Raw genomic sequence first — 14930 nt, forward strand, 5'->3', positions numbered from 1 at the left:
TATCCGCACCGGCCATTCTCCAAGCCGGACGGAATGAAACCACTCAATTCGAACCGACACGACGAAGGGCACCATTGTGACAACCCTCCTCCCTCCCGCGCAAAGCGGCACCAGCACGCTGACGCTGGCTGAAATCGCAAGTTTAGAAAACCTCCGGGCACTGCTCGATTCACTCGGACCGGGTGCGGTCGTGCGGTACGGCGGCCATGACAGCACGACAGTCCTGTTCGCGGGCGACGCAGGCGCGGACGATGCGGAGGTTTTCCATGTGGAACTCGGCGACAGCCTTATGATCGTGAATGACGGGCTCACCGGTAGCCGGACGTTGCGCCTGGAGACCGGGCACGGCGTCGAAGCGGGCGATCAGATCTGGATTTCCACCGAGATCGACGCCGCTGACACCTATGCCAACGGCGATGAAAGCTGGAGCGATGGCGTACTGACGCTGTCCTTCCTCGTGGCGGTCGAGCGGGTCGGCGGCAACTCCATTGCGCTTGAGGAACGCTTGCCCTTCGATCTACCCGCCGGCAGCTTTTCGGTGCACGTGGTCGAATCCGCAGACAGCCTGAACGACCCGAACCTGTCCTTTGCCGAGACGATGGAGCTTGCCCTGGCGACGACACCACAAGAATCCGTCGTGATCGATGTGGCCGCGGGCACGTCCCTTGTGGAACTGCAGGCCATCGTCGATGAGGCCGCGGATGGCGCCGTGGTTCGCCTCGCCGCCGGGACCTTCACGTTCGAAGCAACGTTGAATATCGCCCGCTCCGACATCGCACTGGAAGGAGCCGGTGCTGGAAAGACCGTCATCGTCGCGACGGCCGATGGTGCCGGCAATCCGACGATCCAGATCGGTCCATCGATTTACAACGCCGATCTGGGCGCGGCAATCGCACTGACCGAAACCGCCACGGCCGGTTCCAGTACGTTGCGCCTGGAGAACGGGCACGGGCTGCAAGCCGGGGATCGGATCTGGATCACGCGCGAGAACACGGCGGAATTCTTCGAAGAGATCGGAGATACCAAATGGCAAGACGACGCGCCGCTGCGGACATTCCTCGTAGAAGTGGTGAGTGTTGGCGGGAACTCGGTCGCACTCGCGGAGCAACTTCCCTTCGAGTTCACCCCAGACGAAAGCACCGTGCAAACCATCGGTATGGTCGACGACGTGTCGATTTCCGGGCTAACGCTGGCCAATTCGTACGGTGAGTCCGATCCGTCGCTGTTCGAAAACACGATCAGCGCAGAAACACGTGCTGTCTCGCTGAGCGTCAGCGGCACGGACGGCCTGTCACTAAGGAACATCGACATCATTGATCCTGCGTCTCACGGTCTCGCGCTTGCCAAGACGATCAACGCAGACGTCGACGGGCTATGGGTGCACGGTGCTCACAACAAGGGTTCGGGCGGAAATGGCTATGCGCTGTGGATTCGCGACGTCTACAACAGCGAGTTCACCAACCTGACCTTGGAAGACACCCGCCATGGCGTGCTTTTCAGCAGCTACACCAGCGCGACCGACAATTACGTACACGTCGCGCATACCAACCGGGACATCAACTTCCACGGGGGGCGCGATCAGGACAACGTCGTCGTGGTCGACTCGCTGGTCCGCGACGGCGCAGAGCAAGAGTACCTGGGGACCACGCTCTTCGTGAACGAAGGCGAAACCTACGGTGCGCCGACCGATCCGGACGCCAACGCCGTCAGCTTCGGTTATGTTGTCGGCACGGTGCGCAAGGATCTCATCTACGCCGACGAGTCTGGGGCCGAAATCTACGCTTTCGAGGCGGCCGATACGATCCACACTGCGCGCGGTGACGATATCGTCTATGCCGAGACCGGCCATGATACGATCTACGCATCGTCTGGACAGGACCATATCGACGGTGGGTCCGGTGCCGACACCGTAATCTTCACTGGCGCGGTAAGCGACTATGCGATTTCAGCTACTGCCGAGGGCATGGCTGTCTCCAGTTGGAATAGCAGGACAGTGGTCATTGATGTCGAGACGTTCGTGTTCGATGGAGTTCACTACGCCGAAGCTGACCTCATAGCATGACGCAAGGGGTGCGAGGCGGCGGGGTACCGCCGCCTGCGCCGTTGTCGCCTGCCGAATGATCTCAGATCAACCGGTTCGTTAGCGCGTACTGGACGATCTCGGACCGGTTACTGAGATTGAGCTTCCTTGCGGCCCGCGACTTGTATGTGTTGATCGTCCGCTCACTCAGGCCGAGATCCTCGGAAATCTGCTTGAGCCCCTTGCCACGCGCGAACGCACAGAGGACCGCGTTCTCGCGCGGGCTCAGTTTGTCGCCAACACGCGACGCAACACGTGACGCCAGAACATCCGCCGGCAAGCCATCGGCGGACGAAACCGCCCGGCTGACGTAGATCGCTCCACGATGGGCGCTCAAAGTCGCGAGAAGGAGGTGTTCCGGGTCGTCCGATTTGCTGACGTGGCAGAAAGGACTGCCGTCGCCCGGCGGCTCAAAATGGCCGCCCGCCGCGTCAGACGAATAGGCGACGAATGCCGCGTCCTTCCGCAACGAACGGACGCGCGCCACAAAGGCGCCGATGTTCTCATCGATCTGGCAAGGGTCAAAAATCACTACATTGCAGGGCGCCACATCCCGGTCGGAGGCCGGTTGGCCATCCTTCATCGGAATCACGCGCCCCTGAATCATCCCGCTCTCTGCGAGAAGCACCGATACACCCTTGGCCAGAACGGGATTTTCTTCTGCGATGCCGGCGACGATCGTCGACGGCTTCGCTAGGGTCGAAAAGTAGACCATTCCCAATCCTGATCCTCGAGTCGGTTGAGCCACCCACCCCTCGACGTGGTTTCAGCTAGCGTGGCTTTCGTCAAATAGGCAACCGCGCATCTTGATTCCGCCAATCTTGAGTGGAGAATTGCCTATTGTTTGACATGTATTCGACGGATTGACCGCGTACCCAGCCTTCATGACACGCCGAATGCCCTTCAGAGTCGGATTAGTTGGTGCCGCCTCAAATGCACTTCCACCGCAGCGGAATTGTGCGTGGACCACGCAGGGCGGCGCGACCCAAGCGGTTCGAGCCTTCAGTATTCCTTTACGTGAATCCACCAATTCTTCGGCGTGCAGGGTTGGAGGTGGTGCATGAACGACATCTCACAGATCGTCGACAAGCTTCTGTGTGCGGCGGCGCATGCAGCGGAACTGGGTCTGGACAACGCAGCGCGTCAAATCAGCGTCGCAGCGGGTGTTGCACTTGCCGAAGCACAAGAACTGGCACTCGACGAGGTCGCTGCGTCGAACGCACAGGAGACCGGACAAGCGACGGGGAAAGACGCCTCCAACGTCATTCAATTCCCATCGGCAGCCAGCCAACAGCGCTCTCTTCCGCCGGTCAATCAACAACGGTAGCGACCGTCTTTCGACGATCGCATGGCACGCCAAAAAAACCGCTGGCATGGTGAAGAGCCCCAATCAGCCAGACGCCATTAATCTTGCTTGCGTCATGGTCTGCTGGATGGTCCCAAACGCCTACGTGCCGACGTTGCGGCGACATCGAACGCATGCACGTTCCGGGCGGCGCCGACCGGGTATCGGAAGCGGTGGATGACCCCGTCTCCGACCCTTTCCCGGCCGGCGGCGATTGCTACATGGACGAGTTCTCTTCGATCAGCTCCACAGCGCGTTGATACAATCCGCTGCCGTCGAGCCCCTTTTCGTCCATCTCTGCGATCCACCCATCGATCGTCGCCTGGGACGCTTCCCTCCAGCGCGCGACTTCCTCCGCGGGAAGTTCCACGATGGTCGCCCCGTTCGCTATCGCCTGGTCACGCGGCGGGGTATCGTCCGCCTGCATCTGTTTGCCCGCAAGAGCGGAGAGCTCGAGCCCCGAATTCGCATCGATTACCGCCTTGAGATCGTCGGGCAGGGCATCGTAGCGATCCCGGTTCATCCCGAGAATGAAAGTCGCCGTGTAGAGCGCGTCGTCGCCAAACGTCGTGTGGTAGTCGACAAGTTCGTTAACCTTCAACGCACCGGTGACTTCCCACGGGATAACGGTGGCGTCGATCACGCCTTTGGACAGCGCCTCCGGCACCGCCGGGACAGGCATGCCGATGGGCGTTGCGCCAAGAGATTTGAACATCTGGTTCGTGACCCGTGTCGGCGAGCGCAACTTCACGCCGTTCAGGTCCTCCAGCTTCTCGATGGGCTCCTTGGAATGGATGATGCCCGGGCCGTGCACCCAGAGGCCGAGAACCTTCATGTCCTTGAAGTCCTCGTCCAGCATCGTCTCTTCCGCCAATTGCCAGAACGACCGGGAAACCGCCTCCGCATCGGTCATGATGAAAGGAAGTTCAAACACTTCGGTCCGCGGGAAGCGGCCGGGAGTGTAGCCGGGCAATGTCCAGACGATATCCGCAACGCCATCGATAGCCTGATCGACCAGTTCGGGCGGCTTGCCGCCAAGCTGCATCGACGGGAAATGCTGGATCTCGATCCGGCCGCCGGATTCCTCCTGGATCTTCGCCATCCAGGGTTCGAGGATGTTTTTCGGCACGCTTGCCTGGGGGGGCAGCATCTGGTGCAGCCGCAACGTCACATCAGCCGCGACCGCAAGGCTGGACGTCGCGGCCAGCGACAAGGCCGCCATCCCGATGGCGCCGACAACGCGCAGTGGCGTTTTTGCTATTTGTTTCATGGTATCCTCCCTCTTCAACGATGTGGCCCATATCGACCTGTTCGCCGTCGATTGGGCAAGTCACGATTTGACTTTCTCTGCTTTTTCCTCTGGGTCTGACTAACCGGGCAATGTTACGCGCCCGCTGCCATACGGCGGCGTTCCTCGACATCTAGTCGCGCAAGTGCTTCCGCTCGCGTCGGTGCGGGGGTTTCCGCGAACAATCGGCGCGCCTTCATGTGAAGTTTCGGCGCATTGATTGTCTCGACAGCGGTGAGCCTGGCCCCCGAGAACCGGAGCACCGATCCGTCCTCCAGCATTTCGCTTTCGTCGTCCGGCTGCGCGAAGCCCGCGATCTGGAGTTTCCAATCTGCCTGATCCGACCAAAACCACGGGACCGCAGAATACGGACCAGCATCGCCTTTGGTCAGGCGGCGGGCGATATGACGGGCATGGTCCGTGGCCGCCTGCACGCTCTCCAGCCGGACACGGAAACCGCGATCATGCATCGGAAAGGCCGCGCAGTCGCCAAGCGCCGAGATGTTGGGATCCGATGTCCGGAGTTGCTCATCAACCACGATCCCATTCTCTACAATCAAACCGGCTTCCGCTGCCAGTTCGGCGTTTGGAACCACCCCGGCCGCCAACAGCACTAGGTCGGCCGCGACGGTTGACCCGTCGGCAAGGTGTAAACCGGCGTCGTCAATTGCCGCGGCCGATTTCCCGACCCGGATGTCTACGTTCAGGCCCCGGTGCTTGTCCGCGAACCGCGCCGATATCTCCGGTGAAACGGCGCGCGCCATCAAACGGCTCGCCTGTTCGGCAACGATGACATCGAGCCCAAGCCCCGCCGCCACCGCAGCGAATTCCAGGCCGATGAATCCGCCTCCAATGACGGCACACCGCCGCGCACGCGCCGCCGCCGTCCGTAGCCGCCTCGCATCCGACAGCGTGCGAAGGTCCAGCGCCCTCTCAAGGCCCTGGATCGGCGGGCGGGCGTTACGGCAACCGGTCGCGAGTATCAGATGATCGTAGCGAAAACGGCGGTCTCCGGCATAGACCGTGCTGTTGTCGCGGTCGATCCTGTTCACGCGGCAGTCAGGGACCAAGGTTATTGCGTTCTTTTCGTAAAAGTCCGCACGACGCAGCCACAGTTGATCCGCGTTACCGGATTTCAGGAAGGCTTTGGAGAGCGGCGGCCGCTGGTATGGCAAATCCGCCTCCGTCCCGATCAGTGTCACGGAACCGGTGAACCCCTCCTGCCGCAGGCTTGCCGCTGCCTGAAAGCCGCCCTGACCGGCGCCGACAATGACGATGTCGCGGAGTGCGCCTGCAATCATGCCTGCTCTTCCGGCAAGTGTACGACCAACCCGTCAATGTCTTGACTGACCTTGAGTTGACAGGAGAGCCGCGAGGTCTCGCGCATCTCGCTGGCGGCGCATTCCAGCATGTCTTCCTCTCCATCTTCGCGCTTTCCGGTCCTGCCGGCCCAGGCCTCGTCGACGTAACAGTGACAGGTGGCGCACATCATGGCACCGCCACACTCGGCGAAAATCCCATCAACGCCGTTTGCCAACGCGGTCTGCATCACGGAATCACCGATTGCCGCATCGATCGTCGTTCGGTTTCCGTCCGGTTGGACAAAGGTGATCTGTACCATGGGGTATACCTCCTGCATGGTCCGGGGACCGTCGGCATGCTCTGTTGATCATCGGGTCAGTTCAGGCGGACCGGAAGATTGAGCGGGCCGCGAAATCCGAATCCGCTCCACACCACATCCTCCGGCCGTTCCAGGCTCATGTCCGGGAACCGTTCAAAAAGCATCGGCAACATGATTTCGCCCACTGTTCGGCGCGCGATATGCGCCCCGGCGCAATGGTGGGGCCCGCTACCAAAGGCCTGGTGCGGCACCTTCTTGCGGAACACGTTGAACGCCTCGCCATCCTCGTAGAGTTCCTCATCACGATTGGCCGACGCCTGGATCGTCATCAGCGTCACTCCCTCTGGAATGTCGATGCCGTCGATCTGCAGATCGCGCACGGCGCGACGGGACGAGGCCTGAATCGGCGCGACCCAGCGGATGCCTTCCTCGAACGCGTCCAACCACGCACCCTGCCGTCGCACTTCCTCAAGTTGCTCGGGGTTTGTCAGCAACCCGTAGACGATCGTTGCCAGCGCATCCCGGGGCTCGTTGATCCCACCGCCGATTGCGATCTTGATATTGGCGTAGATCTGGCTTGTCGGGATTGGATCCCTTGCATTCACCATAACCGAGAACGCGGAATTGTTGGGCTCTGCCCGATGGCGCGGTGCGAGCTTGTCAAACAGCGCATTCATCTCGGCGTTGGCCGCGTCCGACCGTGCAAAAGGCTCTTCGTCGAAGCCGAAATTACCGGCACCGTCGATCAGGATCTGCGACCAGCGCATCATGTCGGCGTCGCTCGCCTCGTCGAGGCCCAGCATGTGGGCCAGGATGCGCGCCGCCACCGGACCGCACAGCGCCGTGAAAAGATCGACCGTCTCGCCGCGCGGCAACCGATCGAGGTAGTCTCTGGCGATGTCGGTGTAGAGCGTTGACCAATCCGATTTCACTACCTTGGGCGAGAATGACGGCTGCATAGCCATGCGTTCGCGCCGATGTTCCACGCCATCCTTGCGCATCAGCGTATGGGCCTGGAACGCGCGCTGCATGGGTGTCACCGGATCGTCCGAACTGTAAAGCTCGGGATCTTCCTTGACCATCTTCGTGTGCTTCGCCTTGGTCAGAAAGATCCGGTTCGCCGCCGGCACCCGCACGATGGGCGTCTCAGCCCGCATTCGCCGATAGATTGGGTATGGGTCACGCGTGAGATCCGCCAGCGTCAGCGTTTCGTCGACCGGTGCAACTGCCATCCGCCTTCTCCTCCCAGTTCCGGCATTTCAGAAAGCTAGGCGATTCCACGTAAATCAATCAATGCGATTGATTTTATACAATGCATGCAATTTTTTGATATGAGTTGGGCGGCACAAAAGAAACTGAGGAGCGAGAAGCAGCAATGACAAAGTCCGCAGATCCGATGGGGGTCGACTTCCGCGCGTTGCAGGTCCTGATCCTCGTCCAAAAGGAGCGATCGTTCACGCGGGCGGCCGAGGCGCTCGGGGTCAACCAATCCGCCGTCAGCTACACAATCCAGAAGCTGCGCGCTGTATTCCATGACCCGCTTTTCGTTCGCCAATCCCGACATCTGTTGCCCACAGCACGATGCGACGAGATCGTGCGTCAGTCGGAACGGCTCACCGAGGAGTTCCGGCAACTGGCCACGCCGCCGGCGTTCGACCCCAAAACGGTCGAACAGAGGTTCACGATTGCCTGCAACTTCTATGAGCGCGTTCTGATCGTCCCGGACATCGTCCATCGACTGAAGGAAGAGGCACCAAAACTCGATTTGGAAATCATCGACGCGTCCGGGGTCGGCCACGAACGGCTGATGCGCAACGAGGCCGATCTGCTCATAGGGCCGTTTGAACGAGACGACCCAACATTCTACCAGAGTAGCCTATACACGGAACGCTATGTCTGCCTTCTGGACCCCACACACCCGAAAGCCGGAGGACCGCTGAGCCTCGAAGATTATCTTGAACTCGAACATGTGCTCGTCACCTACGGCGGTCAGTGGCGGTCGCGGTATGTGATTGAGCTGGACCGGATGGGCCATAAGCTACAGGTCGGGCTTCGTGTGCCGAGCCCCGCCGGGCTGGAACTCCTGGTCGCAGGGTCAAACCTGGTCGCGACGGTGCCTGAACGCCTGTCGAAAGCGGTCGGCAAGGGGCTTCGGGTTCTTGCGTGCCCCGTGGATACGAGAATTCCGATCCGGCTTGTTTGGACAGGCCTCACGCATCGGGCGCCCCTTAATATCTGGGTCCGCGACGAAATCCGACGCTCCGTTGCCGCAGCCAGTACCGATACCGGCGAGATGCTGCAGTGATATCGAAATTCGCGTCGCGTCGGCTCAGTACCTCCGATACCAAGTATGCCAGCCAGCGCGGCCGGGGGACGCGGCAGAAAATGGCTCGTCTCGGCGCAACACGTCTGCCCCGTTCGACCAAACAGATTTGAGGCGGTGACAGGGGATTTTTCGCGCGCACGATTCGACTGTCTATTCCCAACCGGCTCGCATCGCGAACAATTGTCCTGAATGCCGGGTATTGTATCCTCAAGCACCCGCCGAATGCCTCTAAATACCTGTGAAATCGAAATATCTTTGGGGATTCACCGGAATTTGCCAGAATATCAACTCGTAAGGACTATCTGACGGACCGGTAGCCAATTTAGGGGTGCGGTTCAGGTCGGCCTGTATCTACGGAAGGATGGCGTCGTCTGCGTCGTTTTTCGTGCGCCAATGCCGGGCATACACCGACGACGAGTTGGATATCGTTGATTGACCGTGTGATCGTAGCCAGTTTGAGACCTTTGAATGCCCCACACAAAAACGATCTTTGATACCGACGAGAGTCGGCCGTGGGTTAAGCTGATCCGAACATTTGATGGCGACGGCGCATTGATCTTCGTCGAGAAGACCTTCGACGACGGTCGGGTGGCCTTGTTGACTTTTTCCGACGGCGTGCGCGTCACAGCGGCGATTTCCGACGCCGCCGACGAATTCCCATGGGCGGAGAAAACGAGGACATTCGACGACGACGGCACGCTGCTGACACTTGAGACGGTTTTTGACGACGGCCGACTTGTCGCCGCAACATTCGAAAACGGCGTACGGACATCAAAGACGATCACGGACCTCGCGAACGCCTTCAGTTGGACGTCAAAGATCAAGACCTTCGACGACGACGGGACGTTAAGCACCTTCGAGAAGGTCTTTGACGATGGCCGGACAATTGCCACTACCTTCGAGAACGGGACGCGGCTGTCGAAAACGACGACGGATTCAACCGGCTTGAATGGCTGGACCGAACAGGTCGAGACCTTCGATACGGACGGAAAACTGGCGACGCGGGAACGCACCTACGAAGACGGTCGCGTTGCAGAAGATACCTACGTCGCCGGAGTCCGAACGTCGCGTTTCGTGACAGACGTCGCCGATGCCTACGACTGGGAAACGAAGTCGGTCACCTACAACGCGGACGGAACAATCAGCGGTCAGACGACGACCTACGGCGACGGTGGCTCCGGCGACGATCCGTCCGGCCCGGATCCAGTCGATACCGACCCCGGCACGCCGGATGCGGACGGCGACACGGGTGGCCCGGGCGAGGAATTGTCGTTCTCCGGCACCGACGCCGCTGTTGTGGTTGACCTGTCGGCTCGTACCTTCTCCTACGCCGCGACGGTCATGCCGCTCGGCGATTCCCTGACCGTCGGCTGGATCAACGGCACCGAGGATCCCGATACCCGCGAGGGCTACCGCCTCGATTTCTTCGAAAACGTCATCGCCGCTGGCGGGTGGATCGACTACGTGGGCGGCGACAGCACCGGCCCATCCGACCTGATGGACACCGACAACGCGGCACAGGGCGGCGAAGCCTTGTGGGAGGTGATCAAGAGCGACGGCGTCTCCGGCCCTGCCGATATCTCCGATGCGGCTTCGACCTATTCCCCGGATATTGCGCTGATGATGCTGGGCACCAACGACATCCCCGCGAACAATTTCCCGGTGAAGTCGAACGGAAACGACGCGTTGGGAACGCGGATGAAAAACCTCGCGACAGCCGTCGAGCAGTTTTTCGAGAATGCCGGTTCGGACGCCACGTTGGTTGTCTCGACCATTGCACCACGCATCGATTCCGGGCGCGCCGCGATCTTGTCAGAGTATTTCAACCAGGGATACAGTGTCGTCGCGGGTGAGATAGTCGTCGGCGATGCGGAAAATGACACCTACGTTCCCGGTCTGATCGCGACAATCGAAGGGCTGCAGGAGACCTATTCCTCGCTGTTGCTGTTCGAAAACCCGCACGCAATCTTCGACTCGATCGACGATGCGGAGGCGCTCGACCACCTCTCAAGTGACGGGGTCCACTGGTCGCAGGCGGCCTATGCCGACTATGCCGACGCGCTCTTCGCCTTCGTGGATTCCGAAATCGGGCTGACAGCGGGAACGCTTGGCGGCACCGCTCAGGTCGTCGACGCCAAGGTGACCGACCTCTACGGTAGCGACGCCGGCGACAGGCTCACCGGCGATGCGGCCGACAACGTGCTCAACGGCGGCGCGGGCTCCGACTTGCTTGAGGGCGGGCACGGTGCGGATACCTTCGTTTTTGACAGAACTGCGCTTGCCACGGACACCTATGACCGCATCACGGATTTCAACGCCGCCGAGGGTGATGTGGTCGATGTGAGCGCGATTGCGGCATATCTTGGTGTCGGCCAATCGGCCTTCGACCTTACCGCCACATCTGCGGGTGTACGTCTTACGGTCACGGATGGCGGCGCCTCATATCATCTCGCAACTTTCAGCGACATCACGTTGACCGACATTTCCCTGTCATCCGATTTCATTCTGGGCGGCGGTTGACGTGGTTGCCGTCCACGCGGCCGCCCCTCCGCGGGCAGAACCTGGCCACGGGCGACGGCCCCCTCTATTCGAACGTTCTGAACAGGCGCGCCGTCGAGAACATTGCCTCCAGTTCCTCGATACGCTCCCGGCTCTGGTCCCAACCCATACGTTGAACCTCCGCGATCAACGCTTCCAGAATCAGCATGATCGTGATCGTCGAGTCCCAGCTTGAGGGAACCTCGACCTGTGCGTGGAACACATGGTCGGCGACCTTCGCAATCGGCGATCCCCATTGGTCGGTAAACAGAACGATCTCGCACTTCCGCTCACGTGCCACATTGGCGAGGCGGAACATGTTGCTCTCGTAGCGCCGAATGTCGAAGAGAACGAGAATTGCCCGCTCGTCCATGTCTAGCAAGTAGTGCGGCCACACGTTCACCGACCCGCCGAGTTGCGTCACGTTCGCTCGAATGATCTGAAGATGGTTGAACAAATAGTCGGCGTTTGACCGCGTGATCCGGCCTCCGGCAACGTAAACACGCCTGTCGGGATCCGCCAAAACGCTGGCCACGGCATCGAACTGCGACCGGCTCAAGCGTTCCAGCGTGTAGCGCATGTTGGCAGTGACTGCCTCGGCAAACCGGTCCAACGAGTGCTCGCCAGCTCCCTTGGCCTGCCAGTCCTCGTGCTTGGATATCGGCTTCATGATCTGCGCTGCAACATCCTCGCGCAACGCGTCCTGTAGCGATGGGAAGCCCTCGAAGCCAAGCTTCCGGGCCATGCGGATCACGGTCGGGGTGGATACACCGGCTGCGGCCGCGAGTTTGGTCACCGACTGCAAGCCGGCCATCGGATAATCCTGCAACAGCACGTTCGCCAACTGCTGCTCGGAGCGCGTCAGCTCGCCCAGGCACTCCTGGATAATTTGCTTGACGGTCTTTCTGGCGGCGGATGGGGCCACGGCTGCCTACGTTTCTAACAATTTCTACAAAGTACGATCGTGATGTAGAGATGTCTACAGAATACTCATTGACAGCAGAGTTCTTAATCACCCCAATTGACCACATGAAGGAAAGCACCGAGTCAGCACTGTTTGCCGAAGCCGAAGGGCCTATTGTCGAGGTGCTGAACCCGTCGGGCGTCGGTGGGATCGTGTTGGCCTGCGAACATGCCTCGAACTTCATACCGGTATCGCTGCAGAACCTGGGTCTCTCGGCGGAGGCAAGATCATCGCACGCGGCGTGGGACATTGGCGCGCTGGACCTCGCCAAAACCTTGATGCACGCCTTCGATGCGCCGCTCGTCTCTTCGCGCGTTTCCAGGCTGGTATATGACTGCAATCGCCCACCCGAAGCGCCGGACGCCGTTCCCGCACGGAGCGAGCGGTTCGACATCCCAGGCAATCGCGACCTGTCCGAGGCGGCCCTCGCGGCACGTGTGCGGGAGGTCTACACGCCTTTTCGGACGGCCCTGGCCAAAACGCTCGCAGCGAGGTCCAAGCCGGTCGTTCTGGTGACCGTTCATTCCTTCACACCGGTGTTCAACGGGCAGGCCCGCACTGTGGAACTCGGGCTGTTGCACGATTCAGATGCTCGCATGGCGGCGGCCATGCTGGCCGAGGCAAGGCGGACTTCGGCCCTGAACGCGGCTCTGAACGAGCCCTATTCGGCGGCGGATGGCGTCACCCACAGCCTGCGGGAACACGCGGTTCCGGCAGGCCTTCCCAACGTGATGATCGAGGTCCGAAACGACCTCATCCGCACCGCCGACGGCGTACAGCGGGTGGGTGCGGATCTGGTGGCGATGCTCCATCACGCAATGGACGAATTTCCCGAATTGGCGGCGGAGACCGCCCGGGAAAGCGAGCAAGGGGCAGGATAGAGACGAAGATGGAACTCGCCAGGCGATACATTAGGTTCGTGGACGGGATAAACCGGATCATCGGCAAGGTCGTCATGTACGGCATCTTCGTGATGATGGGTATCCTGCTATGGTCCTCGATCTCGAAGACGTTTTTCCTGCCGTCCCTCTGGACTTTGGAAATGGCCCAGTTCGCAATGGTCGCCTACTACATGTTGGGTGGTCCCTATTCGATCCAGATGGGCTCGAATGTGCGGATGGACCTGCTCTACGGCGAATGGTCGGATCGGCGAAAGAGCCAGGTCGACGCGCTCACCGTGCTGTTTCTGATCACCTATCTCGGCTTTCTTCTATGGGGCGGAATCGACTCGACCATCTATTCGTTCCAGTACGGCGGTGAGCGAAGCCCGACCGCATGGCGACCATATCTCTGGCCGATCAAGGTGATCATGATCACCGGAATCTTCCTGATGCTGCTGCAAGCGATCTCCGAATTCTTGAAGGACATTCTACGCCTGAAGGGCGAGCACTACCCGCGTGAGGAGGTGCACTGATGTCCTACGACGCCATCGCCATCCTCATGTTCTCCTCGATGATGCTGATGCTGCTGACCGGTCAGCGGGTTTTCGGCGCCATCGGTTTCGTTGCGGTCGTTTCCGCCTTCTTCCTCTGGGGAGATCGCGGCGGCTACGACATCGGCTTCTCAGCGGCGATGAAGCTGATGAAATGGTATCCGCTGCTGACCCTGCCGATGTTCATCTTCATGGGTTATATCCTCAGCAACAGCCGCATCGCCGACGATCTCTACAAGATGTTCCATGTCTGGATGGGCGGGCTTCGCGGCGGGCTTGCCATCGGCACGATCGGGCTGATGGTGCTGATCTCGGCGATGAACGGCCTCTCGGTGGCCGGCATGGCCATCGGCGCCACGATCGCTCTGCCGGAACTGCTCAAACGCGGTTATGACAAGCAGATGGTGACCGGCGTGATCCAGGCCGGCTCGTCGCTGGGCATTCTCGTGCCCCCCTCTGTGGTGCTGGTGCTCTATGCGATGATCGCCCGACAGCCGGTCGGCCAGCTGTGGCTGGCAGGCGTTTTCCCGGGGCTGATGATGGCGACGATGTTCGTGATCTACATTGCGCTGCGGTGCTGGGCGCAGCCGTCTTTGGGTCCTGTTCTTGCGAAGGAGGACAGGGACATCCCGCTGTCCGAAAAACTCGCGCTCCTGCGCGCGGGCCTGCTGCCCATCTTCATTTTCGCCGCCATGATGGTGCCCTTCGTCAACGGCTGGACCTCTCTGGTGGAAAGCTCCGCCATCGGCGCGCTCGCGGCCTTCCTGGCGGCGGTCCTGAAGCGGCGAATGACCTGGGAAGTCTTCTACCACTCAGTGCGCTCGACGCTCGGCATCTCCTGCATGTTCATGTGGATTATCCTCGCCGCGCTGGCCTTCGGTGCCGTTTTCGACGGACTGGGAGCGGTCAAGGCTATCGAGAATGTCTTCACGGAAAAGCTGGGCCTGTCGCCGTGGATGATCCTCATCCTGATGCAGCTGAGTTTCATCCTGATGGGCACATTCCTCGACGATACCGCCATGCTGGTGATCGTCGCACCGCTCTACGTACCGCTGGTAAAGGCGCTCGGCTTCGACCTGATCTGGTATGGTGTGCTCTATACGATTACCACTCAGATCGCCTACATGACCCCGCCCTTCGGCTACAACCTGTTCCTGATGCGCGCCATGGCGCCGCCAGAGATCGGGCTCAAGGACATCTACCTGTCCATCATCCCCTTCGTCTTCGTCATGGTCCTCGCGCTGACGCTCGTGATGGTCTTTCCACAGATTGCTCTCTGGCTGCCCGAATCCGTCTATAACAAATGACCACAGACCCCGCGAACGGGGCATCAACC

At 60.5% G+C, this 14930-nt stretch carries 13 protein-coding genes; 7 read left to right on the forward strand and 6 right to left on the reverse strand.

Annotated features, from left to right (window positions below):
* Positions 1-76 precede the first annotated feature (76 nt).
* Positions 77-2062: a hypothetical protein gene (locus ARC39_RS16775; RefSeq protein WP_068115985.1), complete on the forward strand. Its 1986-nt coding sequence runs from the start codon at positions 77-79 to the stop codon at positions 2060-2062.
* Positions 2063-2123: 61 nt separating this feature from the next.
* Here ARC39_RS16775 and ARC39_RS16780 read toward each other — a convergent pair whose 3' ends face one another.
* Positions 2124-2795: a helix-turn-helix transcriptional regulator gene (locus tag ARC39_RS16780; protein WP_068115986.1), complete on the reverse strand. Its 672-nt coding sequence runs from the start codon at positions 2793-2795 to the stop codon at positions 2124-2126.
* A gap of 345 nt (positions 2796-3140) precedes the next feature.
* Between ARC39_RS16780 and ARC39_RS16785 the strand changes: the two genes are divergently transcribed.
* Positions 3141-3407 (forward strand): hypothetical protein, encoded by a 267-nt coding sequence (locus ARC39_RS16785; protein WP_068115987.1) that lies wholly within the window; start codon positions 3141-3143, stop codon positions 3405-3407.
* Positions 3408-3642: 235 nt separating this feature from the next.
* Here ARC39_RS16785 and ARC39_RS16790 read toward each other — a convergent pair whose 3' ends face one another.
* The 4 genes from ARC39_RS16790 to ARC39_RS16805 form a co-directional block, all read right to left on the reverse strand.
* Positions 3643-4695 carry a TRAP transporter substrate-binding protein gene (locus ARC39_RS16790; protein WP_068115988.1) on the reverse strand — a complete coding sequence of 351 codons (1053 nt, stop codon included), beginning with the start codon at positions 4693-4695 and terminating at the stop codon, positions 3643-3645.
* Positions 4696-4808: 113 nt separating this feature from the next.
* Positions 4809-6014 (reverse strand): NAD(P)/FAD-dependent oxidoreductase, encoded by a 1206-nt coding sequence (locus ARC39_RS16795; RefSeq protein WP_068115989.1) that lies wholly within the window; start codon positions 6012-6014, stop codon positions 4809-4811.
* Complete coding sequence (locus tag ARC39_RS16800) at positions 6011-6334, reverse strand: 2Fe-2S iron-sulfur cluster-binding protein (protein WP_068115990.1); 324 nt, start codon at positions 6332-6334, stop codon at positions 6011-6013. Before ARC39_RS16800 ends, ARC39_RS16795 begins: the two co-directional genes overlap by 4 nt.
* Before the next feature lie 56 nt (positions 6335-6390).
* Positions 6391-7566 (reverse strand): cytochrome P450, encoded by a 1176-nt coding sequence (locus ARC39_RS16805; RefSeq protein WP_068115991.1) that lies wholly within the window; start codon positions 7564-7566, stop codon positions 6391-6393.
* Positions 7567-7709: 143 nt separating this feature from the next.
* Between ARC39_RS16805 and ARC39_RS16810 the strand changes: the two genes are divergently transcribed.
* Both ARC39_RS16810 and ARC39_RS16815 read left to right on the forward strand, forming a co-directional pair.
* Positions 7710-8639 carry a LysR family transcriptional regulator gene (locus ARC39_RS16810; RefSeq protein WP_068115992.1) on the forward strand — a complete coding sequence of 310 codons (930 nt, stop codon included), beginning with the start codon at positions 7710-7712 and terminating at the stop codon, positions 8637-8639.
* Between the two features lie 489 nt (positions 8640-9128).
* Positions 9129-11180: an SGNH/GDSL hydrolase family protein gene (locus tag ARC39_RS16815; protein ID WP_068115993.1), complete on the forward strand. Its 2052-nt coding sequence runs from the start codon at positions 9129-9131 to the stop codon at positions 11178-11180.
* A 64-nt stretch (positions 11181-11244) separates the two neighbouring features.
* Here the strand turns inward: ARC39_RS16815 and ARC39_RS16820 are convergent, their stop codons facing one another.
* Positions 11245-12123 carry a MurR/RpiR family transcriptional regulator gene (locus ARC39_RS16820; protein ID WP_068115994.1) on the reverse strand — a complete coding sequence of 293 codons (879 nt, stop codon included), beginning with the start codon at positions 12121-12123 and terminating at the stop codon, positions 11245-11247.
* 104 nt (positions 12124-12227) lie between these two features.
* Between ARC39_RS16820 and ARC39_RS16825 the strand changes: the two genes are divergently transcribed.
* Genes ARC39_RS16825 through ARC39_RS16835 form a run of 3 tightly spaced genes read left to right on the forward strand, consistent with a single transcriptional unit; the run spans position 12228 to position 14901 of the window.
* Positions 12228-13043 carry an N-formylglutamate amidohydrolase gene (locus tag ARC39_RS16825; protein ID WP_068115995.1) on the forward strand — a complete coding sequence of 272 codons (816 nt, stop codon included), beginning with the start codon at positions 12228-12230 and terminating at the stop codon, positions 13041-13043.
* Between the two features lie 8 nt (positions 13044-13051).
* On the forward strand, positions 13052-13576 hold the full coding sequence (locus tag ARC39_RS16830; RefSeq protein ID WP_068115996.1) for a TRAP transporter small permease subunit: 525 nt from the start codon (positions 13052-13054) through the stop codon (positions 13574-13576).
* A complete protein-coding gene (locus tag ARC39_RS16835) occupies positions 13576-14901 on the forward strand; it encodes a TRAP transporter large permease (protein ID WP_068115997.1) in 1326 nt (441 codons plus the stop codon). The genes ARC39_RS16830 and ARC39_RS16835 overlap by 1 nt, the downstream gene beginning before the upstream one ends.
* Positions 14902-14930 lie beyond the last annotated feature (29 nt).

It is taken from the genome of Tropicimonas marinistellae (assembly GCF_001509585.1).
GTDB lineage: Bacteria > Pseudomonadota > Alphaproteobacteria > Rhodobacterales > Rhodobacteraceae > Tropicimonas > Tropicimonas marinistellae.

Excerpts from the sequence above, each read along its gene's own strand:
- ARC39_RS16790 (WP_068115988.1), bottom strand. The coding sequence starts at position 4,695 with ATGAAACAAATAGCAAAAACGCCACTGCGCGTTGTCGGCGCCATCGGG.
- ARC39_RS16825 (WP_068115995.1), top strand. The coding sequence starts at position 12,228 with ATGAAGGAAAGCACCGAGTCAGCACTGTTTGCCGAAGCCGAAGGGCCT.
- ARC39_RS16795 (WP_068115989.1), bottom strand. The coding sequence starts at position 6,014 with ATGATTGCAGGCGCACTCCGCGACATCGTCATTGTCGGCGCCGGTCAG.
- ARC39_RS16815 (WP_068115993.1), top strand. The coding sequence starts at position 9,129 with ATGCCCCACACAAAAACGATCTTTGATACCGACGAGAGTCGGCCGTGG.
- ARC39_RS16780 (WP_068115986.1), bottom strand. The coding sequence starts at position 2,795 with ATGGTCTACTTTTCGACCCTAGCGAAGCCGTCGACGATCGTCGCCGGC.
- ARC39_RS16785 (WP_068115987.1), top strand. The coding sequence starts at position 3,141 with ATGAACGACATCTCACAGATCGTCGACAAGCTTCTGTGTGCGGCGGCG.
- ARC39_RS16810 (WP_068115992.1), top strand. The coding sequence starts at position 7,710 with ATGACAAAGTCCGCAGATCCGATGGGGGTCGACTTCCGCGCGTTGCAG.
- ARC39_RS16830 (WP_068115996.1), top strand. The coding sequence starts at position 13,052 with ATGGAACTCGCCAGGCGATACATTAGGTTCGTGGACGGGATAAACCGG.
- ARC39_RS16835 (WP_068115997.1), top strand. The coding sequence starts at position 13,576 with ATGTCCTACGACGCCATCGCCATCCTCATGTTCTCCTCGATGATGCTG.
- ARC39_RS16805 (WP_068115991.1), bottom strand. The coding sequence starts at position 7,566 with ATGGCAGTTGCACCGGTCGACGAAACGCTGACGCTGGCGGATCTCACG.
- ARC39_RS16800 (WP_068115990.1), bottom strand. The coding sequence starts at position 6,334 with ATGGTACAGATCACCTTTGTCCAACCGGACGGAAACCGAACGACGATC.